Source organism: Amycolatopsis keratiniphila (assembly GCF_000400635.2).
Lineage (GTDB): Bacteria > Actinomycetota > Actinomycetes > Mycobacteriales > Pseudonocardiaceae > Amycolatopsis > Amycolatopsis keratiniphila.
On the sequence record NC_021252.1, the window covers coordinates 3955862 to 3979755 of the forward strand.

Below are 23894 nucleotides of genomic sequence, written 5' to 3' on the forward strand. Positions count from 1 at the left end.
GACCGGGTGACGGCCGCGTGCCCTGCGATCATGAGCCGCGTGAACAAGCCCGTCTTCGTACAGCCGAACCTCGACGGACCGGCGGTGGAGCTTTCCGGGGTCGAGGTGCACGTCGGCCGGGTGCCGCTGGTGTCGGACGTCGACTGGCGGGTGGACTACGGCCAGCGGTGGGTCGTCCTCGGTCGCAACGGCGCGGGGAAGTCGACGATCCTTTCGGTGGCCTCGACCCAGCGGTTCCCCAGCGCGGGCACGGCCGTCGTGCTCGGCCACCGGATGGGCGCGGTCGACCTGCGTGACGTGCGGACGCACATCGGCTTCGTCGGCGCGAACCAGCGGCTACCCGACGCGGAGCACCACGACGCGCACACCGTGGTGCTCACCGGGTACAGCGGAAGCGTGCTCCCGCTCTGGGACCGCTACGACGACGCGATCCGGGAGAGGGCTTCGAAGCTGCTCGAACTGGTCGGCTGCACCGAACTGCGCGACCGGCCGGTGCGCGTCTGCTCGCAGGGCGAACGCGCCCGGGTCCGGCTTGCCAGGGCGCTCATGGCCGACCCGCTGCTGCTCCTGCTGGACGAGCCGTTCGCCGGTCTCGACCTGCCCGGCCGCGAGGATCTCCTGATGGCTTTGGAGAACCTGACGCTGGCTCAGCCGGAACTGGCCACGGTGACCGTGACCCATCACCTGGAGGAGATCCCGGCGACTGCCACGCATGCCCTGATGGTGCGCCGCGGCAGGATCACCGCCGCGGGGCCGATCGACGAGGTCCTCACCGACGACGGGCTTTCCGCCTGTTACGAGCGGGACGTCGAGATTCACCGCATCAACGGACGGTGGGCCGCGCACGCGGTCCGCCGCTCCTGAGGGGCCGGTCAGCGGGAAGGGCAGGGCCAGGCGAGCCGGACGATGGTCCCGGTCGGGGTGCTCGTCACCGAGGCCTCCGGCGCGAAGGCGCGGATGATCGGCAAGCCGCGTCCGCCCTCCGGGCGGGGGCCGTCGCGCCAGCGGCCCTCGTCGGCCACGCTGATCTTGAGGTGGCCGTCGTCGTGGGCGGCGGTCACCGTCATGACGTTGCCTTCGGTGCCGTCCGGGTAGGCGTGTTTGACGACGTTTGTCATCGCTTCGTAGGCGGTGAGCTTGAGATCCTCGGCCAGGTCACGGGGAAGACCGTGGTCGAGGGCCCATTTCGCCAGGATGTCCCGCAACGCGGCGGCCTGGGCGGGGACGGCGGCGACCTCGAGGACCAGCCCGTCGGTGTTCTCGCGCACCGGCTCGTCGATCGGCATCACGGAGCTTCTCCTCGTCGTCCGCCGCGGTCCACGACCGCCGGATCCATCGACAAGGCTAAGGCACCGCCGGGGCCGGGACACACGAGCCGCGCGAGCGGGCCCCGTCATCCGATATGTTCGGGACTGTCGGGTACCGATCGTGAGGGGTGGATGACGGTGACGAGCGGAGACGGCGAACACCGGGAGGTCCCGTTCTCGGTGTCCGTCGCCAGGCCCGATGGCGCCGAGGTCGTCATCGCGGTGGCGGGGGAGATCGATCTGACGACCTCCGAAGATCTCAAGGAGACGTTCGAGGAGGCGCTGGAGCCCGTGCCGGGCAGGCTCGTCGTCGACCTCGAAGGCGTGGAGTTCTGCGATTCCACCGGTTTGGCGACCCTGGTCGGGATCAACGACCGGTGCAGTACTCAGGGGGTCGCGCTGCGCTTCCTGCCGTCGCCCACGATCCTGCGGCTGGCTTCGAAGACGGGGTTGACCACGCTCCTGCCGCTCGCCTGATCGTCAGCGTTTCGGCACTTCCAGGATCGCGTGGTCGAGGCGCCGGTACACGGGGATGTGGGTGTCGGCGCCGAACAGGTTCAGCAGACGCAGGACCGGCCGGGTGTCGGCGACGACGCCGGTCGCGCGGCGTTCGGCGCGGGCGCGGGCCGCGGCGGATTCGATGACCCGTAATCCGGCGACACCGAGGAAGCCGACCTCGCTGAGATCGAGCACCGTGGCGGCCGGGAGGCGGCCGCGCAGGGCATGTTCCAGTCTTCCCGCGGTGGCGAGGTCGATCTCCCCGGCCGCGGCGATGACCAGCAGGTCTTCGTCCCACCGGATCCGCTGAATCCGCAGCAGGTTCTCGACCGACGGGCGCGGTCGCGGAATGGCGGGGCCGTCGCGGCTGCTCCGCGTGAAAGTGATGCGTTCGGTCATGATGGTGTCTCCCGGATAGCCGGGGACGAGACGGACAACGGGCAAGCCTGCACAACTGCTGCGCAAGTCAACTCGCCGCCGCGTCGCCCTGGAAAGGTGCTGGGCCGCGGACATGCGGGTCGTTCGCGCGGGCTGGTGGACTCAACCTCACGTACTGCTCACCGTACGCCCCTCACCTCTCCTGGCAAGGCCCTGTGCGGTGAACGGTGGGTTACGCGGTCACTCGCGCAGTGCCTTTTCCCAGGCGAGGCCCCATTTTTCCAGCGGGTGCAACGCGTCGAGGAGCCGTCCCCCGAGTGGTGTCAGGCGGTACCCCTCCCCGCCGGTCTCGACGATGCGGGCTTCGGTGAGCTCACCCAGCCTGGTGGCGAGCACGCTCGACGACATGTGCTCACAGCGCCGCCGGAGTTCCCGGAAGCCGACTTCGCCCTCGCGCAGTTCCCAGATCACCCGCAGGGTCCACCGGCGGCCCAGCAGATCGAGGGCGGCCATGAGGGGGCGGCCGGTCTCGGAGCCGCGGACCGGCTGTCCGGGACGCGGGATCGGATGGTCGGGCATGGCACCCCCTTGTGCTTCGACTTTCGAAGCAGCATAGTGGTTCTGAAATCGAAGCGCCGGAGGTGGTCATGGTCCGTATCGCCCCACTCGCCCCGCCCTACGAGGCGGACGTCGAACAAGCCCTGCGCAAATGGATGCCGCCCGGCGTGGCGGAGGAGCCGTTGGCGTTGTTCAGGGTGCTGCAGCACCACCGGGAGCTGGCGTCACGGATGCGCGTCCTGGGCGCCGGTCTGCTCGCGCACGGCGAATTACCCGCGCTGGACCGGGAAATCGTCATCGCGCGGGTAACCGCACGCTGCGGATGCCGCTACGAATGGGGTGTCCACGCCGCGGTTTTCGCACCGGCGGTCGGCCTGACGCCGGAACAGCTCGAAGCGACCGTGTCCGGCGACTCCAGGCATCCCGCCTGGCCGGAGCGCCACCGCGCCCTGATCGCCGCCGTCGACGAACTTCACGACACGGCAACGGTTTCCGACGCCGCGTGGGCCGCACTCGCCGAGCACTATCCGGCTTCGCAGCTCCTGGAGTTCCTCGTGCTGGCGGGCTGGTACCGGACGATCGCGTACGTCGCCGGCGGGGTCGGCCTCGACGAGGAGCCGTGGGCCGCCCCCTATCCCGGTGGTTAGGGCCGGTGCGAGTCGATTTCCCTTGTGTCGTCCCGTTCTTGTTTCGGAGCCTTCCAAGCGGCGAGGACACACAGGAGCGCCGCCACGAAGCCGACCGCGGTGAGCGTCCCGGCCCAGACGGCGCCGGTGCTGGCGAGAAGGTAGAGCTGGACCACGGCGGTGCACGTGTAGACGACCGCCAGTCCCAGCCACAGCCGTTGCGTCATCATCTCCCGTCTCCGTTCGCCCGGTACGGGAGGTCAATCGCGGCGAGGCGGGATCGGGTTACAGGCTGTTCGAAACCCGGAAGAAGTCCACCAGCCCGTCCCACGACTGGGCATCCCGCCGCCGCTCCCACCACGTCCGGAACGGCGTCGACGCCATCGCGTGCCGCGTGTACGACGTCATCACCGCGCGGTAGACGTTCTCCGCCTGGTCCCACGTCAGCCGTTCCTTGCGCCACGCCAGCACGAGCCGCATCCGCATGGGGTCGCCCTTCAACGGCCGGACGACCATGCCGGGCAGTTCGGGCGCGGTCGGCTCCACGAGCTGCACCGCCTGCCCGGCGGCGATCAGGTGGCGTCCGCCGCCGTTCGGGCATTCGAAGCGGATCCGCGGCGTGAACCCGGCGCGATGCGTCGCCGCGCGCAGCGACGTCAGCGAGCCGTCCTCCGGCCCGGGCGGCCCGATCCACGCCTCGTCCGCGAGGTCGGCGAGGTCGACCTCGAAACCGCCGGCGAGCCGGTGCCTGGCCGGAAGACCGACGAACACGGGCAGCCACGAGAACAGCACCCGGTGCCCGAGATGCTTCGCCAGCGGCACTTCCTGGTCGTCGGACATGGCGATGACGGCGATGTCCAGTGTCGCGCGGGCGAGTGCCTGTGCCAGCACCGAGCTGGAAGGTTCCACGTGGACGGTCACGTCCAGCCCCGGCAGCGCGTCGTCCAGTCGCTCGACGAAGGTGGGCAGACAGTCCATTTGGGACGATCCGAGCCGCACCGGGCCGTCGCCGAGCGCGCCGAGGAGGTCGCTCTCGAACCGGTCGAACTCCACGAGCAGGGTCAGCGCGCGGCGCAACGTCTGCTCGCCGACCGGGGTCGGGGTCACGCCGGTGTGGCTGCGGACGAACAACGGCGCGCCGATCTGCCGTTCGAGCCGCTGGAGCAGCGAGGTCAGCGACGGCTGGGACATGCCCAGCGCGGCGGCCGCCTGCGAGAGGCTGCCCGCTTCGGCGATGGCGCAGATCGCCCGCAGGTGCCGGATCTCCAGGGCCATAGGCGGAGTCTATCGCCGCCGGTCATTACGGCCGGGTTCGTCGCGGTGCGATGGTGCGGCCAGGACCATGACTACCTGAAAGGGGAGCCGATGACCGGCGACCGAACCCGGCCGGATCTGCGCGCGCTGCTGGCCGCCAAAGGGTTCCGGAACTGGATCAGCGACGGCTGGGAGCCCGCGGACGACGTGGTGGAGGTGCCGCCGGGCACCGCCGAGGCGGCCGCCGCCCACCGCGGCAGGCTGTCGGCGGAACTGCCCGGTCAGCGGATCGCGCTCGCGGCGGGCCGGGCCGTGGTGCGGTCCAACGACACCTTCCACGGCTTCCGCGCCGACAGCGACTTCGTCTGGCTCACCGGTTGCCAGCGCGAGGGCGCGATCCTGGTGATGACCCCGGCGGGGGACAGCCACCACGCCACGCTGTACGTGCCGCGCCCGGCCGAGGCGCACGAGCCCGACTTCGTGGGTGACGCCGACACCAGTCCGCTGTGGGTCGGCTCCGCCGCCGGACCGGCCGCGTACGGGGAGGCGCTCGGCATCGAATGCCGCCCGCTGGAGGATCTGCCGCACGGCCTGCGCGGCCGGAACCCGAGCTTCCTGGTCGGTGCCGGGGTCGATCCCGCACTCGACGCGTACCGCTTCGGCCACAGTGAGCGGCTGCGGACGGTCCTCGCCGAGCTGCGCCGGATCAAGGACGATTGGGAGATCGGCCAGCTGCGCGACGCCGTCGACGCGACCGCCCTGGGCTTCGCGGACGTGCTGGCCGCGCTCCCGGAGGCGGTTCGCGGCGGCGGGGAACGCTGGCTGCAGGGCACTTTCGACCGCCGTGCGCGGACCGAGGGCACCGGGCCCGGCTACACCTCCATCGTGGCGGCCGGGCCGCACGCCCCGATCCTGCACTGGACGCGCTGCGACGGGAAGGTGACCGAGGACAGCCTCCTGCTGCTCGACGCCGGCGTCGAGGTGGATTCCTTGTACACGGCCGATATCACCCGGACCTTCCCGGTCGGCGGCGAGTTCACGAAGGCCCAGCGCGACGTCTACGACCTGGTGCACAAGGCGCACGTCGCGGCGCTGGGCGAGGTCCGGCCCGGTCAGGACTACGGCGCGTTCCAGGCGACGGCGCTGCGCGTGCTCGCGGAGGGACTGCACGATTGGGGTCTCCTCCCGGTGTCGGTGGACGAAGCGCTGTCGCCGGACGGGCAGCAGCACCGGCGGTACATCGTCTGCGGTACCGGCCATTTCCTCGGGCTGGACGTCCACGACTGCGCCGCCGCGCATCCGTCGGCGTACCGCGAGGGCACGCTCGCCGAGGGGATGGCGCTGGCGGTCGAGCCGGGGCTGTACTTCCACGCCGGTGACCGCACCGTGCCGCCCGAGCTGCGCGGCCTCGGCGTCCGCATCGAGGACGACGTCGTGGTCACCGGAGCGGGCTACGACCTGCTCTCCGGCGGCTTCCCTTCGACCGCCGACGAGATCACCGCCTGGGTCCGGGCGGCCAGGGGCTGAAGGACGCTTTCCCCGCATCCGACGCGGTGAAGGGGACTTTCGATGCAAGGCCGGTGTGTCTTAGGTACCTACGATCGTGCGGTTTCGCGTGACTGAATGGACGACACGTGTGTCTGGACGGACGACACTCTCGCGGCCGAGGCCCACCGCGTGACGTCCATCCAGTCACGTGTGTCGTCCGTCTGATCACGCGTGTCGTCCCTTACGACCCGCTGCGATGACGCCATCGACCACCGCACTCACCAGCCGATGGCGTCATCACACGCCACGTCAGTACCGGATGGTGTGCCCGGCGAGGATCCGCTCGGCGGCACCGGCGGTGGACAGGCCTGCGGCGGGCCGGTCCTCGGTGAAGTACTCGCGGAAGTCCTGGCTGAAGTCGCGGGTCATCAACGCGATCGTCCGGTTCCAGTTCCCGCCGTCCGGTCCGTCCGCCGCCCACAGGTCCAGCAGCGACGAGCCGACCCGCCCCTGCACGGTGTCGCCGTCGTCCCAGCCGGGCGTCGAAGCGTCGTTCTCGAAGCTGTACGAGCTGCCGTCGTCGTAGACGTAGCGGTAGTCACCTAGGGCGTAAGCGGCGACGGCGTCGGCGAAGCCTTCGGTCCACGCGCACGATTCCGAGCTGTGTTTCTCGATGTAGTGCGGGTTGCAGCCGTCGACGACGGGGAAGGCGCGACCGTAGAGCTGCCACTGCAGCCAGTGCCCGGCCTCGTGGAGGATGAGGTGCTTCGAGTCGGGCATCGTGTTGCCGAGGAAGACGTAGTTCGTGTTCGGGTAGTCCCAGTAACCACCGTCGGCGACCTTCGGATCCCAGACGAAGGTGATCTGGTCGCAGCGCCCGTCGGACTGCCGGGCCGTCCAGCACGAGGACGACGGATTGGCGCGCTTCCAGTACAAGACGTTCAGCGTGTCCACGACCTTCCAGGCGCGCTGGAGCGTGGAGGGCACCTTCACCGTGCCGAGGTCATGGGTGCCGGAGACGTTCGTACGACGAGCCGAGTCGAACGTGTAGTCGGTGGTGTTGTTCGCGGCCTTGACCACCCGCCACATCGAGGTGCTGCTCGACCGGAAGCGCACGTACGCCTCGGCCAGGGAGGCTGTATGGCAGGCGGTGAACCGGCCGTCGGAGGCGCCGGTGATGCCGGCGGCGAGCCTGGTCGCCGTGCCGGAACCGGTGCGACCCCACAGTTCCCAGTTCGCGTTCCGGGCCACCTGGGTGCGCAGTGGCTTGCTGGTCCCGGCCTCGGCGTCGAGATGGTCGAAAACGAGGGTGCCGGTGAGACAGGCGTTCGCGGCCGCCGTCGCCGGCGTGGCGGCGACGGCCGCGGTCAGACCGAGCGTGGTGATGAGCACCGCGCCGAACGCCCGAAGTCGTCGGCCTGCGGATCTGCGGATCAGCTGCACGGGAATCTCCTCGCTGAAAGGAAACGACGGTGCGCCCGTGACCCTGTGTCGACGGTGACACACCGGTTGGTGAAGGAGTTTCATCGCGGCCCGCGCCGCCCACCATCGCGCCGCCCCATCGGCCGCGGCTATGCCCTCCCCGTCGCGGGGCGTGTCATGATGTCCGCGAACTCGATCGGCAAAGCGAACGAGGTCGTACGGTTTGACGAACGACAGGGGAGAAGCGGTGGAGGACGAGACGCCCTCGATCCGGGACATGCTGGCGGTCAACCTGCGCGCGGCCAGGGCGGCGAGGGGGATTTCGCTGTCGGAGCTCTCGCGGCGGTCGGGGATCGGCAAGGCGACGCTGTCCCAGCTGGAGTCCGGCGGCGGCAATCCGACCATCGAGACGGTGTTCAGCCTGTCCAGGGTGCTGGAGGTGGCGATCTCCGACCTGCTCGATCATCGGGCTGGCGGCGCGCTCACCGTGGTGCGCGGCGCCGACGTCGAGGTGCTCAGCGGTGAGGGAGTGGATCTCCGGCCGCTGCGGCGGATCGAGGCCGGTGACGGCGTTTTCGAGGTGTACGACCAGGTGGTGCGCGGGGACGCGCCGCAGCGTTCGCAGGGGCATGTCGGGGTCGAGCACACCATCGTGCAGACCGGGTCGCTGCTGGTCGAGGTGGCCGGCCGGACCGTCGAGGTCGGCCCGGGGGACTACGTCGCCTTCGACGCCCGCGAGCCGCATTGCTACACCGCTTCGGATGGGCCGGTGCACTCGGTCCTGCTGCTGCAGTACCGCGCCGACGAACGGCTCGACGGCAGGCCGCATCCGGTGCTGAAGGGCTGACCGCGCCCGAGGTATTGACACCCGTCCGGGGTGGAACTTACTCTCCGATCGTTCGCTTTACCGAACGCTGGAGGGTCGATGAACCGAACGCGTGTGGTCGTCCTCGGCGCGGGGATCGTCGGCGCGGCGTGCGCCCGTGAGCTCACCCTGGCGGGATTCGACGTCGTGGTCGTGGATCGCGGTCGTCCGGCCGGAGGGACGACGTCGCACGGCGAGGGCAACGTCCTGGTCTCCGACAAGGGTCCTGGCGCGGAACTCGAACTCGCGAAGCTCTCGATCGCGTTGTGGCCCCAGGTGGTCGCCGAGATCGCCGACGAGGACGCGCGTGCCGCTTCGTCGATCGAGTACGACCCCAAGGGCGGCATCGTCGTCGCCACCACGGACGACGGCGCCGTCGCGCTTGCCGCGTTCGCCGCCTCGCAACCCGGGGTCCGTGCGGAACCGTTGTCTCCCAAGGAACTCGCCGATGCGGAGCCCGCGCTGACCCGCGAGGTGACCGCCGCGTTCCACTACCCGGAGGACGCGCAGGTCCAGCCCGCGGGCGCGGCGCTGGCACTGCTGGGCTCCGCGCTGCGCCACGGCGCACGGCTGCGCTCCGACACCGAGGTCGTCGGCGCGACCGTCCACAACAGACGGATCACCGGCGTCCGCGTGCGCGGCGAAGTGATCGAAGCCGACGTCGTCGTGAACGCCGCGGGCCCGTGGGCCGGCCAGGTGTCGGCGTGCTTGGGTGCCCCGATCGCGGTCCGCCCCCGCCGCGGTGAGGTACTGGTGACCACGCCGATGCCGGGTGTCGTCCGGCACAAGGTCTACGACACCGATTACGTCGGCGCGGTCGGCGCCGATTCGGGCGAGTTGCAGACCTCGGCCGTGGTCGAGTCGACCTGGGGCGGCACCGTGCTGATCGGCTCTTCACGCCGCCGGGTGGGGTTCGACGACACGATCCGCCCCGAGGTACTGAGCGCCATCGCGGTCAAGGCGCTGCGGCTGTTCCCGTCGCTCGCCGACGCCGCGATCATGCGCGCGTACGGCGGCTTCCGGCCGTACGTCGACGATCACCTCCCGGTGCTCGGCGAGGATCCGCGGCTCGGAAACCTCTGGCACGCCACCGGGCACGAGGGCGCCGGAATCGGGTTGAGCGTCGGCACCGCGCGGTTGCTGCGGGAACTGCTCACCGGAACCGAACCGGCGATGGCGGTCGAAGAGTTCACTGTGAACCGTCCCGCGGTGGTGGCGGCATGAGCGGATGGCTGCTGCCGCGCGACCGCGATCCGGTGGGCCGGACCGACCGGCCGATCACGATCACCGTCGACGGCGAACCCGTGCCCGGGATCGAGGGGCAGAGCGTGGCGGGGATGCTGCTCGCCGCGGGACGGAGCTCCTGGCGGACCACGCGTTCCGGTGCCCCGCGCGGGGTTTTCTGCGGGATCGGCGCGTGTTTCGACTGCCTGCTCACGGTGAACGACGTGCCGGACGTCCGCGCGTGCCGCCGTCCGGCCGCCGACGGCGACGAAGTCCGCACCCAGTCACGGGAGGAGACCGCGTGAACGTGGTGATCGTCGGCGCCGGGCCCGCCGGGCTCGCGGCGGCTGAGCACGCGCTGCGGGCCGGTGCCCAGGTCACGGTGCTGGACCAGGCGGAGACGCCCGGCGGCCAGTACCACCGGATGCTCCCGGAGGCGTACGCGGCGCGGCGTCCGGAGCGTGTCCACCATGGCCGGGCGGAGTTCGACCGGCGCCGCCGGGTGCTCGCGCATCCGCGATGCCGGTGGTGGCCCGCCTCCACCGTCTGGGCGTTCGACCGGGTGGAGAAGCGGTTGCACATCCTGCGAGGACCGTCCGACGGCTCCGGACGGCGGCGGCTGACCCTCACCCCGGACGCGCTGATCCTGGCGACCGGCGCGCACGACCGCACCCTGCCCTTCCCCGGCTGGGAGCTGCCCGGCGTGTACACCGCGGGCGCGGCACAGGCACTGGCGAAAGGGGAGCGGGTCGCGATCGGCGGGCGCGTCCTCGTCGCCGGTGCCGGGCCGTTCCTGTTGCCGGTCGCGGAATCCTTGCTGGGCGTCGGGGCCGAGGTGGTCGCGGTGCTGGAGGCGAACCCGGCCTCGACCGTCCGAAAAGGATGGTCGTCCCGGCCGTGGCGCCTGGCCGCGCACGCCGGGAAAGCGGGTGAACTGGTGCGTTACGCCGCGACGCTGGCAAGGCACCGGGTCCCGTACCGGATGGGCCGGGCGGTGATCGAAGCCCGCGGTGTGGACCGCGTCCGCGAGGTCGTGACCGCGAAGATCCGCGCGGACTGGTCCGTCGTCCCCGGCACCGAACGCGCCTACGAGGTCGACGCGGTCTGCGTCGGGCACGGTTTCAGTCCCCAGCCGGAACTGGCCGTCGCCGCGGGTTGTGTCCTGGACGACGGTTTCGTCCGGGTCGACGCCGCCCAACAGACCACAGTGGACGGTGTCTTCGCCGCGGGCGAGATCACCGGGATCGGCGGAGCGGTCACCGCGGCGGCCGAAGGCGCGGTCGCCGGCCGTGCCGCGGCGGGAGAAACGCCGGACGCGGCACTGCTCCGTGCCCGCGATCGGGCCCGCGCCTTCGCCGAACGGCTCGCCGCGGCCCATCCGATCGGCCCGGCCTGGCGAGGCTGGCTGCGCGAGGACACGATCGTCTGCCGCTGCGAGGAAACCACATACGGCGAACTGACGCGTGCGGCCGCGGACGGATCGTGTCCCGGCCCGCACGCGCTGAAACTCGGCACCCGGGCCGGACTCGGCCCGTGCCAGGGCCGGATCTGCGGCCCGGCCGTGTCCGAACTCTGCGGCGGAGCCGACCGTCACCACCGCCCGATCGCCCAGCCGATCCGGCTGGGCGAACTCGCCGCCCCAACCGAAGGAGAACCTGAATGAGCACCCCCGACCTCGGTGGCGTCGTCGTCGCGACCGCCCTCCCGTACCGGGAAGACGCGTCGGCGCCCGCCGGGCTGGCCGTGGACTACGACGCCTACGCCGCGCACTGCCGGTGGCTGGTCGACAACGGCTGCCGGGGCGTCGGCCCGAACGGCTCGCTCGGCGAGTACTCCTCGCTGACCGACGAGGAGCGCCGCCGCGTCGCCCGCACCGCGATCGAAACCGTGGGCGACGACGGGATCGTCGTCGTCGGCGTGCACGGCCCCGGATCGCATCAGGCCAAGTACTGGGCCGAGGTCGCGGCCGAGGACGGCGCCGACGGTCTGCTGTGCCTGCCGCCCACGATGTACCGCGCGAACCGCGGTGAGGTGCTCGCGCATTTCGAGGCGGTGGCGTCGGTCGGCCTGCCGGTGATGGTCTACAACAACCCCATCGACACCAAGGTCGACCTCACCCCCGCGCTGCTCGCCGAGATCGCGCAGATCGACAACGTGGTCGCGGTCAAGGAGTTCTCCGGTGACGTCCGAAGGGTGCTGGAGATCCGCGAGCAGGCACCGGACCTGGACGTGATCAGCGGCGCCGACGACGTCGTGCTGGAGAGCCTGCTGATGGGCGCGACCGGATGGTTCGCCGGGTTCCCCAACGTGTTCCCGGCCGAGTCGGTGCGCCTGTTCGACCTGGCCCGGTCCGGCAAACTCGACGAGGCCAGGGCGCTTTACGAACCGCTGGTGGCCGCGTTCCGCTGGGACTCGCGCACCGAGTTCGTCCAGGCGATCAAACTCGGGATGGACCTCGTCGGCCGGTACGGCGGGCCGTGCAGGCCGCCGCGGGGGCCGCTGACCGACGAGCACCGCGAGCAGGTCACCGCCGACATGCGCCGCGCCCTCGCCTCGCTGGGGGTGGCGTAGATGCGGTCGATCCGGTCGATCACCGCCGTCGATTCGCACACCGAGGGCATGCCGACCCGGGTGGTGACCGGTGGGGTCGGCGTCATCCCCGGCGACACGATGGCCGAACGCCGCCGGTATTTCATGGAGAACCTGGACCACCTGCGGCAGTTCCTGATGAACGAGCCGCGCGGCCACTCGGCGATGAGCGGCGCGATCCTGCAGCCGCCGACCAGGCCGGACGCCGACTGGGGGGTGGTGTACATCGAGGTGTCCGGCTGCCTGCCGATGTGCGGGCACGGCACCATCGGCGTCGCGACCGTGCTGGTGGAGACCGGCATGGTCGAGGTGACCGAACCGAAGACCGTGGTCCGGCTGGACACCCCGGCCGGGCTCGTGCACGCCGAGGTCGAGGTCCGCGACGGCCGCGCGGTCCGCGTCAAGCTGCGCAACGTCGCGTCGTTCCTCGCCGAGCGGGACGCCGTCGTCGACGTGCCGGGGCTCGGCGAGGTGCGTTACGACCTGGCCTACGGCGGCAACTTCTACGCCATCCTCGAACTGTCCCAAGTGGACATCGCGTTCGACCGGGCGGAGAAGGACCGGATCCTCGCCGCGGGCCTGGACATCATGGCGGCGATCAACGACCAGCGGCCGCCGAAACATCCGGCCGATCCGCTGATCGGCGGCTGCAAACACGTCCAGTTCCTCGCCCCGGGTTCGGACGCACGGTCCTCACAGAACGCGATGGCGATCCACCCCGGCTGGTTCGACCGGTCACCTTGCGGCACCGGTACCTCCGCCAGGATGGCGCAGTTGCACGCCCGAGGCGAACTCCCGCTGCACACGCCGTTCGAGAACAGTTCGTTCATCGGCACCACGTTCACCGGCGAGCTGGTCGCCGAGACCACCGTCGGCGGCGTCCCCGCCGTGGTGCCGGAGTTCTCCGGCCGGGCCTGGATCACCGGCAACGCCACGTATCTGCTGGACCCGGACGACCCGTTCCCCGCGGGGTTCGTCCTCTAGCCCCTCTCCCCACCGCCGACCCGGGCCGCCCCGCGCGGTCCGGAAGGGATTTGTCATGCCCGAATCAACGACGATCCGGCCTCGGTCCAAGCTTTTCTCCCGTTCCGGGCTCTTCCGGCGCAAGTCCTTCGAGGGGCCTGACGAGGCCGGTCCCGGTGGGCTTCCGCGCACGATGGGCCTCTGGCAGCTGGTCTCGCTCAGCCTCGGCGGCCTGGTCGGCGCCGGTGTCTTCTCGCTGGCAGGGGTGGTCGCGAACCAGCAGGCCGGGCCCGGCGTGATGATCTCGTTCCTGATCGCGATCATCGCCAGCTCGGCGGCGGCCCTGTGCTACGCCGAATTCGCCGGGCTCATCCCGCGTGCCGGATCCGCGTACACGTACTCCTACGCGGCGCTGGGGGAGATCGCGGGCTGGCTGATCGGCTGGGATCTGTTGCTGGAGTACACCGCGATCGTCGCCGTGGTCGCCATCGCGGTGTCCGGCTACCTGTCCTACGTCGTGGAGCAGGTCGGCCTGGACCTGCCGTCGTGGATGCTCGGGGCGCCGGGAACCGGGCCGGGGCACCGCGTCGACCTGTTCGCCGCGCTGCTGTGCCTGCTGCTGGCGTTCGTCCTTTCCCGCGGCAGCAAGCAATCCGCGCGGTTCGAGACGGCGCTGGTGGTGATCAAGCTGGCGATCGTGGCACTGGTCGTGGTCGCCGGCGCGTTCCACATCTCGGCGGGGAACTTCAGCCCGTTCCTGCCCTACGGTATCGGCGGCGCGGTCGCGGGCGCGGCGACGACGTTCTTCGCGGTGTACGGCTACGACGCGATGACGGCCGCCGCGGAGGAGAGCGTCGAGGCGAAACGGTTGCTGCCCAAGGCGATCATCGTGTCCCTCGCCATCGCGGCGGTGATCTACCTGCTGGTGTCCATCGTGCTGGTGGGCATGCAACGCTACGACCAGATCGACGTGCACAGCCCGTTTTCGAGCGCGCTGGCCGCGGTCGGGCTGGCCGGGCTGGGCACGGTCGTCGCGGTCGGCGGCATCCTCGGGATCACCACGTCGGCGTTCGCGAACATGCTGGCGGTGTCACGGATCTGGTTCGCGATGAGCCGGGACGGCCTGCTGCCGCGGTACTTCGCCCGCACCCACCCCCGGCGCAGGGTGCCGACGCGGGTGATCTGGCCGGTCGGGATCGGCTCGGCGGTCATCGCGGGCTTCCTGCCGATCAAGGAGGCCGCGGATCTGACGAACATCGGGATCCTGGCCGCGTTCATCGTCGTCTCGATCGCGGTGGTGGTGCTGCGGCGCACCCGGCCGGATCTGCCGCGCTCGTTCCGCACCCCGTGGGTCCCGTTCGTGCCGCTGGTCGGGGTGGCGTTCGCGGTGTGGCTGATCGCGAACCTGGACGCGCTGACCTGGCTGCGGTTCGCGGCCTGGATGGTGCTCGGCCTGGTGGTGTACGCCGTGTTCGGATTCCGGAACTCGGTGGAGAACCCGGAGAGGAAGGAACCATGAAGGAGATCGAGCGGGCGGCGCAGATCGCGGGCGCGTGGGCCGCGGTGTCGCCGACGACGCGCGCGGAAGTGATCACCGGGGTCGCCGACGCGCTGGACGCGGCGGGGCTGTCCCTGATCGAGATCGCCGACGCCGAAACCAGGCTGGGAACCGCACGGCTGACCGGTGAACTGGCCAGGACGACGTTCCAGCTGCGGCTGCTCGCGGCCAGGAGCGGCGCGTACTACGACGTCCGGATCGACCGCGCCGACCCGTCGTGGCCACCCGGTCCGCGTCCGGAGCTGCGCCGTTATCGGACCGCGGTGGGGCCGGTGCTGGTGTTCGCCGCGAGCAACTTCCCGTTCGCGTTCAGCGTGGCGGGCGGGGACACGGCGTCGGCGTGGGTGGCCGGGTGCCCGGTGGTGGTCAAGGCGCATCCCGGACATCCGGAGCTGTCCCGCCGGGCGGCGGCGATCATCGGCGAAGCCCTCGGCCCATGGGGTGACATCTTCGGCCTCGTCGAAGGAGAAGCCGTCGGCGTGGAGGCGCTGCGGCATCCGGCGATCGCGGCCGCCGCCTTCACCGGATCGGTGGCGGGCGGGCTCGCCCTGGCGCGGATCGCCGCCGAGCGACCGGTCCCGATCCCGTTCCACGGCGAGCTCGGCAGCGTCAACCCGGTGATCGTCCTGCCGGGCGCCGCGCGCTCCGAGGAACTGGCAGCGGGCTACGCCGGCTCGCTGACGCTGGGCAACGGCCAATTCTGCACGAACCCCGGCCTGGTGTTCGTGCCGTCGGGGAGCCCGTTCGTGGAGCTCGTCGCCGAACGGCTGCGCGGGATCCCGGCCGCGCCGTTCCTGAACGACCGGATCGCGGCCGGCTTTGACGCCGGTGCCGAGCGGCTGACCGGCATCCCGGGCATGCGTGAGGTCGTCGCCGGTCCTGGACCTCGGCTGCTCGAGATCGACCTGGCCGACTTCGTGCCTGAAGCGGCCGAAGAGTGCTTCGGCCCGCTGGGCGTCGTCGTGCGGTACTCGCGGCTCTCCGATGTCCTGCCGGTGCTGTCGGCGTTGCCCGGTCAGCTCACGACGACGGTGCACGCGCTGCCCGAAGAGTCGTCCGAGGTCGAGGCGCTGCGGCCGGTGCTGGCCGACCGCAGCGGGCGGATCCTGTGGGGCGGCTGGCCGACCGGGGTCGCGGTGACCGCCGCGATGCAGCACGGCGGACCGTTCCCGGCGACGACCTCCCCCGCGTCGACGTCGGTCGGGACGGCGGCGGTGGAGCGCTTCCTGCGTCCGGTGTCCTATCAGGACTGGCCTTCGCACCTGCTGCCGGAGCCGTTGCGGGACGAGAACCCTTGGGATGTGCCGCAACACTTCTCGTGAGGTAGGAAATGAAGGCCTCCTTGAGGGACCCAGAGTCCCTCAAGGTGGCCTTCACGGACAGCGCAGGGTGACCGCCAGAAGTCAGGCGGACACGACGGTCCCGCCCTGCACCACGTACCGGAACTTCTCCGGCTCGGCCAGCACGCCGACGTCCTCCAGCGGATCCCGGTCGACGACCACCAGATCCGCGTGCGCGCCCGGCGCGAGCGTGCCGATCTCGCCGGTCAGGTTCAGCAGCTCCGCCGCCGTCGACGTCGCGGAGCGGATCACCTCCAGCGCGGACTGCACCTCGCCGCGCAACCGGAACTCGTGGTTCTGGTGCCGGTGCATCCCGCCGAGGAGATCGCTGCCGTACACCAGTTTCACCCCGCCGCGCGCGGCCCGTTCCAAAGCCGCCATACCCGCGCCGAGCACCTCGTCGACCTTGCGCCAGCTGGATTGCGGGAGCCCGTGCTCGCGCCCTTCCTCCTTCAGCGCCCAGTAGGTCACCAGGGTCGGCACGAGGTACGCGTCGTGCCGGAGGAACAGTTCGACACTCAGGTCGTCGATCAGGTTGCCGTGTTCGATCGACCGGACGCCGAGCTCCAGCGCGCGGTTCACCGCGCGGGCGGTGTAGGCGTGCGCGGCGACGTAGCGGTTGGCCGCCTCCGCCTCCTCGACGATGGCGCGCAGTTCCTCGCCGGAGTACTGCGTCGAGTCGATCCGGTCGGTGGGGGAGGCGACGCCGCCGGAGGCCATCACCTTGATGTGGTGCGCTCCCTTGCGCAGTTCGTCGCGCGCCGCCGCGCGGACCGCGTCGACCCCGTCGGCGACCCGGCCGAGACCGGCGCAGCACGGGTGGTCTTCGCTGGTGTTGGCGCCGCGTGTCCGGCTGTCGCCGTGCCCGCCGGTCTGGCTCAGCGCGCGCCCGCAGAACAGCAGGCGCGGGCCGCGGAACAAGCCTTCGGCCTGCGCGTCGGCGAGACCGTAGTCGGCGCCGGAAGCGTCACGGACCGTCGTGAAACCCCGGTCCAGCATCCGGCTCATGGTGCGGGCACTGTGCGCGGTCACGTACGACGGTGACGACGCGGGCAGCGACCCGAGATCCGCGGTGGACGCGGTGACGTGCACGTGGGCGTCGACGAGACCGGGCAGCACGAACGCTCCGCGCAGGTCCTCGGTCCGCGCGTCGTCCGCGGTGAGCCCGGTGCCGATCTCGACGATCCGCCCGTCGGCGCACCGGAGGTCGCCCTCGGTGTACTCGCCGGTGACCGGGTCGAGCAGGCGGGCGTCGCGCAGCAGCAGCGATCCGTTCATCGGGTCTCCTCCAGGAGTTCGCGCAGGGCCGGGACCGCCAACGGTGCCAGAGATCGCGCCATCGCGACGGAATCGTCGTCGTAGTGGCCCTCCGCGTCGAGGAGGTTGAGGACACCGAGGGTCCGGCCCTCGTCGACCACCGGCACGTTGATCACCGCGCCGCAGCCGAGGCTGTCGATGAGTTCGTGGTCGGCGAAGATCTCCCGCACCGCCGCGCTGTCCGGCCCGAAGTACGGCTCCTGGCCGGTGATGCACCGGTCCAGCCAGCCGGCGGCGACCTCGACGGTCTTCTCGCCGCCGACCGGGTACTCGACGGGATGGCTGCTGTGCACTCGCCGCAGCGCCCGCCGTTCGGGCACCCAGGCCAGCACGGTGAACAGCCGTACGCCGATCGTGGCTCGGGTCTTGTCCTCCACAGTGGACAGTGACACGGTCACTTCGTCATCTCCTTGGCGGTTTTCACGGGCGCGCCGTGTTCGGTCAGTTCTTCCAGGGATCGGCCGGCGGTGGACAGGCCGAACACGACCACGCACACCACCCCGGCCGCAAGGACGGCGGTGGTGAGGCCGAAGACGCCGGCGAAGCCGAGGCTCGCGGCGGACAGGCCGATGATCGTCGGGGCCAGGATGCTGCCGACCCGGCCGAACGCGCTGGACAGCCCGGTGCCGCTGGCGCGGATCCAGGTCGGGAACACCTCGGGGGTGTAGGAGTACACGCCGGCGTACGTGCCGTTGAGGAAGAACGACAGCACCGCTCCGGCGAGGGTGATCGACCACGGCGCGTCCATCTGGCTCAGCCAGAAGGCGCTCACCGCCGAGCCCGCGAGGTACAACGCGATGGTGTGCTTGCGGTCGAGCCGTTCCGACAGCCACGCGGCGGAGAAGTACCCGGGGATCTGCGCCAGGTAGATGATGATCGAGAACTCGAAGCTCTTGGTCACCGTGATACCGCGCTCGACGAGCAGGGTCGGGATCCACGAGAAGAAGCCGTAGTAGGAGAACGTGATCACGAACCACACGGTCCAGATCACCGCGGTGCGGCGGGCCATGGCCGGGCTCCACAGGAACTTCAACGCGCTGAGCAGATTGACCTTGGGGGTCTCCGTCGCGGGCTGCGCCTCGGCCTCGGCGACGGCCGGAAGTGCTTGCCCTGTCGCCTTTTCGACGTCCCGCTCCAGCTTCGAGACGATCTTCCCCGCCTCGGCGTGACGTCCGTTCGCGACCAGGAACCTCGGGGATTCCGGCAGGGATCGGCGCCACCACAGCAGCATGACGATCGGCAGCGCGGTGATCAGCTGCGCGACCCGCCAGCCCTCCGGAACCGTCGGGACGACGAACCGCCCGATCAGCGCGGCCATGACGAAGCCGAACGAGAAGAACCCGGCCAGCGCGCCGACGAACCAGCCGCGGCGTTTGGCGGGGACGAATTCCGACAGGAACGGCGCGATGATCGCGCTTTCGGCGCCCGCGCCCGCCCCGGCCAGCACCCGCGCGCCCAGGAAGACCTCGTAGTTGGGGGAGAAGGCCGCGACCACGGAGAACACCGCGTAGAAGGCCAGCGCGTACATCATGACCTTCTTGCGGCCGATGCGGTCGCCCAGCAGGCCCGCGGCGATCGCGCCGAAGAGGAAGCCGAACGGCGTCGCCGAACCGATCAGCCCGAGCTGGCCGTTGTCGAGGCCCCAGGCGGCTTTCGCGCTCGGCAGGAGGAAGGCGACGACGGCGGAGTCCATGCCGTCGAAGGTGTAGCCGAGCCCGCCGATGAGCAGGAGTTTGTAATGGGGACGGCTCAGTGGGAGCCGGTCCAGTCGTGCCAGAAGCGTCATGGGGAACGCCTTCCGTGGTTCGGGCGACGAGGAAAGACGAGAGTGCGGACAACGTATACTGCGTTTCGGCAAAACTGCAATGGTTGTTGCAAGTGGTTTGCCGGGCACGATGCGTTACCGTGACGCGGTCGAGGGAGGGCGTGCGTGACAGAGACGGGAACGGACGACGGTTTCGAGGCGTGGCTGCGGGATCGGACACCGGAACGCGGCTTGCGGCCGAAGTCGGCCGCGGTGCTGGAAGTGCTGGTCTCGCAACCGCGCCGGGCGTCGTTCGGCTCGACGGCCGAGCTCGCCCAGCTCGCCGGGGTCAACGTCGCTACCGTCACCCGGACGGCGCAGGCGCTCGGGTTCGCCGGATGGCCGGCGCTGCAACAGGAATTGCGGGCGAGGTACATGTCGTCGCTGAGCGCGCCGCAGGTCGCCGAGGAACATCGGGACGTCGACTCGCCGGGCTCGGCGTCGTTGCGCCGGGATCTCGACAGTCTCGCCCTGCTGAACCGGCGGTTCGCCGAGGACGAGATCCGCCAGGTCGCCGAGGCCGTCGCGGGGGCGCGCCGCACGGTCGTCATCGCCGACGGCAGTTACGCCGCGGTCGGGATCGCCTTCGCGCACAACGCCCGGCTCGCCGGGTACGACGTCCACGCGATCACCGCGGGCGACGCCGAACTCGCCAACGCCACGGCGAAGCTCTCCTCCGAAGACGTGCTCATCGCGATCAGTTTCTGGCGCCTGTACGAAAGCACCGTGCTCGCCGCGAACGAGGCGAAGGCCAGGGGAGCGCGTGCGTTCGCCATCACCGACGCGGCGAGTCCCGCGCTGGCGGGCGCCGTCGAGCAGGTGCTGATGGTGCCGGCCGAAGGCGTGACCTTCTTCCCGTCGCTGACCGCGGGGATGAGCCTGGTGCAGGCGATCGTCGCGCAACTCGCCGCCGTCGACCCGGTCCGCACCGGTGAGTCGATCGAGGCGGCCGAGGCCATGTGGTCGCGGTTCGACCTGCTGCACCGCCGCCCGGGGTCGGCCGATCGGGCAGTACCGAAAAGGCCGACCGGCGGAGGCGTCTCCGCCGGATGACCGATCCGCCGCCCCCTGCCGGGAGGCGATCCTGGTTCCAGGCCGCCGGAACAGGCGGCACGGGATCGAGGAGGACGAAATGACCATCATCGAGACTTTGGGTGCCTACGCCGGGATCGCTCTTCTGGCGCTGATGGCGGCGACGCCGCTGCTGGTCGAACTCGACCAGCGGTTCCCGGTCGCCCGCCGAGCGAACGCGGCCGAACGGGAACGCCCGATGCCTGCCGGGCTCGCGTCAGCGTGACGCAGAGCACAGGGACTACCTCACGTGAGTGGTTCGCGCTCCGCCAATTCGTAACTTTGTGTCGCGTTATGAAACGCTCTGTGACGTGACCGTGGATTTCTGCACCAACGCCCAGCCCTCCGACGCCTTCGCGGAGTTCCGGAGGAACGTCGACGAACTGACCCAGGCGTTCATCGACGCCTGCCGTCAGGGCCGTACGCCGGGCGATGCTTCTCTCGACCTGCTGCAGCGGGTTCATCGCGAAGACCGCAACTGGGTCGTCGTCCACCTGACCTTCGCCATCGCGGCGCTCGCGCATCAGCGAACGCTGTCGCCGGCCGACGCCGTCACCCGGCCAGGTGGTGTGACGGGTGCGCCGGAGCGCGCGTTGTTAGCTTCCGCGAGTGACTGATCCGACCATCTCCGCGGTCATCGCGGTGTTCGCGGGTTTCGTGCTCGCGGGCTTCCTGGCCGTCCCGTACATCGCCGCGAGTTACCGGCGCCGCGGCGAACTCGGGTTCTGGCGGATCCTGCTGGTGTTCGGGTTCCTGGTCTACGCCATGTCGCTGTGGACGTACACGTTGCTCCCCATCCCGGAAACGACGACGGCGTGGTGCGCCGAACACGCGTCCAGCCATCTGCAACTGCGCCCGTTCCAGTTCGTCGCCGACATCCGCCGTGAACAGACCGGCGCGGGGCTGCGGGCGTTCCTGCGTAATCCGGCCGTCCAGCAGGCGGTGTTCAACGTCGCCTTGTTCGTGCCACTGGGGATGTTCGTCCGGCACCTGTTCCGGCGGGGTTTCCTCACCATCGTCGCCCTCGGTTTCGCGGTCTCGCTGTTCATCGAATGCACCCAGCTGACCGGCGTCTGGTTCCTGTTCGAGTGCCCGTACCGGCTGGCCGACGTCGACGACCTGCTGACCAACACCCTTGGCGCCGCGGTCGGTTTCGGGCTCGCCCCGCTCCTGCGGCTGCTGCCGGGGAACGAACCGTCCGCGCCGCCCGGGACGCCGCGGCCGGTCACCGCGCGCCGCCGCCTGCTCGGGATGGCCGTCGACGTGGTGTCCGTCATCCTGCTCGGCACCACGGTCGGGATCGTGACGACCGTGCTCGCCGGCGAACCGAACACCGTGGTCACCGCGCTGATCGGCACCTTCCTGCCCGCGCTGCTCCTGCTGTTCGTCATCCCGGTCGCGGGCAACGGCGCGAGCTTCGGCCAGCGCGTCGTGTTGCTGCGGCCCACCGGCCCGGACGGCGGGAAGCCATCGCTGTGGCGGATGATCGTGCGATTCCTGACCGGGTCCGGGGGCTACTTCACGTTGCTCACGTTGGCGTCGGTGGTCAACGGCGGTTTCGAGCCGCTCGCGAACCTGCTTTTCTTCGCCAGCGGAATTCTCGCGATCCGGCCCGAAGGTCACCAAGGACTTTCCGGACTGGTCGCCGGCCTGCGGATGGCCGACGTGCGGGCGTTCGACGACCAGGAGGTGCCCAGTCTCGTGAGTGGTAAGGACGGTTAGGACCGTCCTGGCGAGGTGGTCGGCGCGGAAGAGCGACCGGGGTGAAGGCTCCCTTCACCGCATTAGACGCGGCGAAGGGAGCCTTCACCCCACCATCGACCCGCCCGCGACCAAACCAGAACCGTCCTCGCCGCTCACGAGGCTCGCCACCCGATCGGGTTGACCCGGCCGTTCCCGCGAGTCATTGCGCCTGGCAGGAGGCACGGGCCGGAACACTCGCCCGGTGAACGTGGAGTCGATGGACGACGTGGCCGACTGCCTGCTGTCGGTGGCCTGGAACATCTTCCCGTTGATGGGAAAACCTCCCGCGAGCCCGGGGAACCGGACGGAGGAGATCCGGACCCTGCTCGTCGACGCCTGCCACGACGCCGGGATGCGGGCCCGCGAATGGGCCGCGGCACACGGAGCGGGAACCGAAGAAGAACGCCGCCCCTTCCTGCGTCTCGCGGAGATCGGGACCGACGCGAACCTGTTCCTGGGCATGGTTTCCGGCACGCTGGTCGCCGATCCCGAGCGGATCCGGCGCCGCTGGGCGGAGATCGAGACGCTCGTCATCGAGGCGGGGGAGCTCGCCGCGCTGATCGAGGGGCGACCGGAGAACCGGCCGCCCCTCGCCGCGGGAGATCAGTCTTTTTCGAGCTTCAGGTCGTAGCGGTCGAGCACCTCCTTGACGGGCTGGAAGAACGTGGTGCCGCCTTCACCGCAGTCACCGGAGCCGCCCGAGGTCATACCCTGGGCCTGCACCAGTTTCGTGCCGGAGCCAGACGAAGGACGGCTGACGAACGACCCGCCGGAGTCGCCGGGCTCGGCGCAGGCGTCGGTCTGGGTGAGGCCTCGCACGATGTTCCCGTTGCCGTAGTTCACCGTCTGGTCGAGCGCTTCGACCCGCCCGCAGTGCCAGTGGGTGGTGATGCCGGATCGGCAGACCCGGCCGCCGACGCCGACCACGTCCGCGCCTTCGATCCGCACGTCGGACCCGTCCTCGTAACGGTCGACCCGGGGCGGGGTCGAGACGTCGGAATGCGTCACCTCGACCGTCCCGTAGTCGTTGCCGGGGAAGGACGACCTCGCGACCTTGCCGATCGTGCCGCCGACGCCGCGCACGGTGCCGCCGAGCTCCGTGCAGTGGCCCGCGGTGATCACGTAATGATCGTCATCGTCGTAGGCGTTGAACCCGACCGAACAGGCGCCACCGCTGAAGTACAGCCCCTGCCCGCCGACCACACTCCACAACGGCCGCGGCGCGCTCTTCACGTGCTCCACCCGCACGGGCACGCCCGCGGAGCCGGCCCACGCCCGGCCCGCGGGATCGCCGCCCACCACGCTCACGACGACCTCGTTCGCGGGCACGTCGACGTACCAGCCGGCGACCGACCCGGGTAGCCCCTCGGTTCTGTTGTCCAAAGTGGACTGGATCGCCTTCAGTTCGGCGGCGCTGTGCTTGAGTACCTTCGGAATCGCGCCCGCGGAGCGGATCCTTGCCGACTGGCGCGCGTCGGTGGTGCCGACGACCAGTTCGCCGGTCGTGGTGTCCAGCCAGGTACCGGCGAACGCGGTGCCGAGCGAAGTGCCGAGTTTCTGCTGTGCGGCGGCCAAAGCAGCCGGTCCGGCCGCCTCGTTCAGCACCGATGTCGCCGCCGAAGCCGGGGCCGCGAAGGCGGTGACGGCCGCGGCGGCGCCGATCAGCGCGGTCAAGGTGCGCAGGGGGTGTCGGATCACGAAAACCTCCAGGAAAGCCAGTGCGGGAAACGTTCCTCATTCGACGTTACGACAGGGGACACCGGGCGAATGCCGCCATTTGAGTTGCGCTGGGAATTCGCCTTTCCGGCTCAATGAAATGGACACCCCTCACTCTTGTGAGTGGAAACTGCACGATTTGCCGTCCCCGATTCCCTGACCGGTCAACGACT

At 70.5% G+C, this 23894-nt stretch carries 27 protein-coding genes; 17 read left to right on the plus strand and 10 right to left on the minus strand.

The features are described from left to right. Positions 1-30 precede the first annotated feature (30 nt). Positions 31-864: an ABC transporter ATP-binding protein gene (locus AORI_RS59000; RefSeq protein WP_046199958.1), complete on the plus strand. Its 834-nt coding sequence runs from the start codon at positions 31-33 to the stop codon at positions 862-864. 8 nt (positions 865-872) lie between these two features. On the opposite strand, the gene AORI_RS59005 is transcribed toward AORI_RS59000, so the two are convergent. Continuing rightward, positions 873-1286 carry an ATP-binding protein gene (locus AORI_RS59005; protein WP_043848096.1) on the minus strand — a complete coding sequence of 138 codons (414 nt, stop codon included), beginning with the start codon at positions 1284-1286 and terminating at the stop codon, positions 873-875. Positions 1287-1439: 153 nt separating this feature from the next. Between AORI_RS59005 and AORI_RS59010 the strand changes: the two genes are divergently transcribed. Continuing rightward, positions 1440-1784, plus strand: a complete 345-nt coding sequence (locus tag AORI_RS59010) for an STAS domain-containing protein (RefSeq protein WP_016333959.1) — start codon at positions 1440-1442, stop codon at positions 1782-1784. Positions 1785-1787: 3 nt separating this feature from the next. Here the strand turns inward: AORI_RS59010 and AORI_RS59015 are convergent, their stop codons facing one another. Both AORI_RS59015 and AORI_RS59020 read right to left on the minus strand, forming a co-directional pair. After that, positions 1788-2204: an STAS domain-containing protein gene (locus AORI_RS59015; RefSeq protein ID WP_016333960.1), complete on the minus strand. Its 417-nt coding sequence runs from the start codon at positions 2202-2204 to the stop codon at positions 1788-1790. A gap of 219 nt (positions 2205-2423) precedes the next feature. Next, entirely contained in the window at positions 2424-2762 is a 339-nt protein-coding gene (locus tag AORI_RS59020; RefSeq protein ID WP_016333961.1) for a winged helix-turn-helix transcriptional regulator, read from the minus strand. Positions 2763-2830: 68 nt separating this feature from the next. Here AORI_RS59020 and AORI_RS59025 point away from each other — a divergent pair, with 68 nt between their 5' ends. Further along, positions 2831-3388, plus strand: a complete 558-nt coding sequence (locus AORI_RS59025; protein ID WP_016333962.1) for a carboxymuconolactone decarboxylase family protein — start codon at positions 2831-2833, stop codon at positions 3386-3388. Here the strand turns inward: AORI_RS59025 and AORI_RS59030 are convergent. Together AORI_RS59030 and AORI_RS59035 are read right to left on the minus strand one after the other, a co-directional pair. Then, complete coding sequence (locus AORI_RS59030; protein ID WP_016333963.1) at positions 3385-3597, minus strand: hypothetical protein; 213 nt, start codon at positions 3595-3597, stop codon at positions 3385-3387. The genes AORI_RS59025 and AORI_RS59030 overlap by 4 nt on opposite strands. 55 nt (positions 3598-3652) lie before the next feature. After that, the gene (locus AORI_RS59035; RefSeq protein WP_016333964.1) at positions 3653-4642 is read right to left on the minus strand and encodes a LysR family transcriptional regulator; all 990 of its coding nucleotides are present in this window, start codon (positions 4640-4642) and stop codon (positions 3653-3655) included. A gap of 90 nt (positions 4643-4732) precedes the next feature. On the opposite strand from AORI_RS59035, the gene AORI_RS59040 reads away from it, so the two are divergent. Next, positions 4733-6148, plus strand: coding sequence for an aminopeptidase P family protein (locus AORI_RS59040; protein ID WP_016333965.1), 1416 nt, complete (start codon positions 4733-4735; stop codon positions 6146-6148). A gap of 270 nt (positions 6149-6418) precedes the next feature. On the opposite strand, the gene AORI_RS59045 is transcribed toward AORI_RS59040, so the two are convergent. Continuing rightward, a complete protein-coding gene (locus AORI_RS59045; RefSeq protein WP_016333966.1) occupies positions 6419-7552 on the minus strand; it encodes a hypothetical protein in 1134 nt (377 codons plus the stop codon). Positions 7553-7778: 226 nt separating this feature from the next. Between AORI_RS59045 and AORI_RS59050 the strand changes: the two genes are divergently transcribed. The 8 genes from AORI_RS59050 to AORI_RS59085 all read left to right on the plus strand — a co-directional run bounded on the left by AORI_RS59050 (position 7779) and on the right by AORI_RS59085 (position 16052). After that, positions 7779-8378: a helix-turn-helix domain-containing protein gene (locus AORI_RS59050; protein ID WP_016333967.1), complete on the plus strand. Its 600-nt coding sequence runs from the start codon at positions 7779-7781 to the stop codon at positions 8376-8378. Between the two features lie 78 nt (positions 8379-8456). Further along, positions 8457-9620, plus strand: a complete 1164-nt coding sequence (locus tag AORI_RS59055; protein ID WP_043848097.1) for an NAD(P)/FAD-dependent oxidoreductase — start codon at positions 8457-8459, stop codon at positions 9618-9620. Beyond that, a complete protein-coding gene (locus AORI_RS59060; protein ID WP_016333969.1) occupies positions 9617-9925 on the plus strand; it encodes a (2Fe-2S)-binding protein in 309 nt (102 codons plus the stop codon). The genes AORI_RS59055 and AORI_RS59060 overlap by 4 nt, the downstream gene beginning before the upstream one ends. Next, entirely contained in the window at positions 9922-11283 is a 1362-nt protein-coding gene (locus AORI_RS59065) for an FAD/NAD(P)-dependent oxidoreductase (protein ID WP_016333970.1), read from the plus strand. Before AORI_RS59060 ends, AORI_RS59065 begins: the two co-directional genes overlap by 4 nt. Next, complete coding sequence (locus AORI_RS59070) at positions 11280-12191, plus strand: dihydrodipicolinate synthase family protein (protein WP_016333971.1); 912 nt, start codon at positions 11280-11282, stop codon at positions 12189-12191. Before AORI_RS59065 ends, AORI_RS59070 begins: the two co-directional genes overlap by 4 nt. Continuing rightward, positions 12192-13193 (plus strand): proline racemase family protein, encoded by a 1002-nt coding sequence (locus AORI_RS59075; protein WP_016333972.1) that lies wholly within the window; start codon positions 12192-12194, stop codon positions 13191-13193. A 55-nt stretch (positions 13194-13248) separates the two neighbouring features. Then, a complete protein-coding gene (locus tag AORI_RS59080; protein WP_016333973.1) occupies positions 13249-14691 on the plus strand; it encodes an amino acid permease in 1443 nt (480 codons plus the stop codon). Next, positions 14688-16052, plus strand: a complete 1365-nt coding sequence (locus AORI_RS59085) for an aldehyde dehydrogenase (NADP(+)) (RefSeq protein WP_016333974.1) — start codon at positions 14688-14690, stop codon at positions 16050-16052. The genes AORI_RS59080 and AORI_RS59085 overlap by 4 nt, the downstream gene beginning before the upstream one ends. An 81-nt stretch (positions 16053-16133) precedes the next feature. Here the strand turns inward: AORI_RS59085 and AORI_RS59090 are convergent, their stop codons facing one another. The 3 genes from AORI_RS59090 to AORI_RS59100 are packed head-to-tail and all read right to left on the minus strand — an operon-like array spanning position 16134 to position 19173. After that, positions 16134-17348: a metal-dependent hydrolase family protein gene (locus AORI_RS59090; protein ID WP_016333975.1), complete on the minus strand. Its 1215-nt coding sequence runs from the start codon at positions 17346-17348 to the stop codon at positions 16134-16136. Further along, on the minus strand, positions 17345-17785 hold the full coding sequence (locus AORI_RS59095; protein ID WP_016333976.1) for a GAF domain-containing protein: 441 nt from the start codon (positions 17783-17785) through the stop codon (positions 17345-17347). The genes AORI_RS59090 and AORI_RS59095 overlap by 4 nt, the downstream gene beginning before the upstream one ends. Next, positions 17782-19173, minus strand: coding sequence for an MFS transporter (locus tag AORI_RS59100; RefSeq protein WP_016333977.1), 1392 nt, complete (start codon positions 19171-19173; stop codon positions 17782-17784). Before AORI_RS59100 ends, AORI_RS59095 begins: the two co-directional genes overlap by 4 nt. A gap of 144 nt (positions 19174-19317) precedes the next feature. Here AORI_RS59100 and AORI_RS59105 point away from each other — a divergent pair, with 144 nt between their 5' ends. From AORI_RS59105 to AORI_RS59120, 5 genes are all read left to right on the plus strand, one after another. Further along, entirely contained in the window at positions 19318-20244 is a 927-nt protein-coding gene (locus AORI_RS59105) for a MurR/RpiR family transcriptional regulator (protein ID WP_016333978.1), read from the plus strand. A 79-nt stretch (positions 20245-20323) separates the two neighbouring features. After that, complete coding sequence (locus AORI_RS83660) at positions 20324-20488, plus strand: hypothetical protein (protein WP_158509132.1); 165 nt, start codon at positions 20324-20326, stop codon at positions 20486-20488. Positions 20489-20573: 85 nt separating this feature from the next. Beyond that, positions 20574-20879, plus strand: coding sequence for a hypothetical protein (locus AORI_RS59110; RefSeq protein ID WP_016333979.1), 306 nt, complete (start codon positions 20574-20576; stop codon positions 20877-20879). Further along, positions 20872-21984, plus strand: a complete 1113-nt coding sequence (locus AORI_RS59115) for a VanZ family protein (RefSeq protein WP_016333980.1) — start codon at positions 20872-20874, stop codon at positions 21982-21984. The genes AORI_RS59110 and AORI_RS59115 overlap by 8 nt, the downstream gene beginning before the upstream one ends. A gap of 223 nt (positions 21985-22207) precedes the next feature. Further along, on the plus strand, positions 22208-22636 hold the full coding sequence (locus tag AORI_RS59120; RefSeq protein ID WP_016333981.1) for a hypothetical protein: 429 nt from the start codon (positions 22208-22210) through the stop codon (positions 22634-22636). Here the strand turns inward: AORI_RS59120 and AORI_RS59125 are convergent. Next, entirely contained in the window at positions 22609-23703 is a 1095-nt protein-coding gene (locus AORI_RS59125; RefSeq protein ID WP_016333982.1) for a S1 family peptidase, read from the minus strand. The genes AORI_RS59120 and AORI_RS59125 overlap by 28 nt on opposite strands. Between the last annotated feature and the right edge of the window lie 191 nt (positions 23704-23894).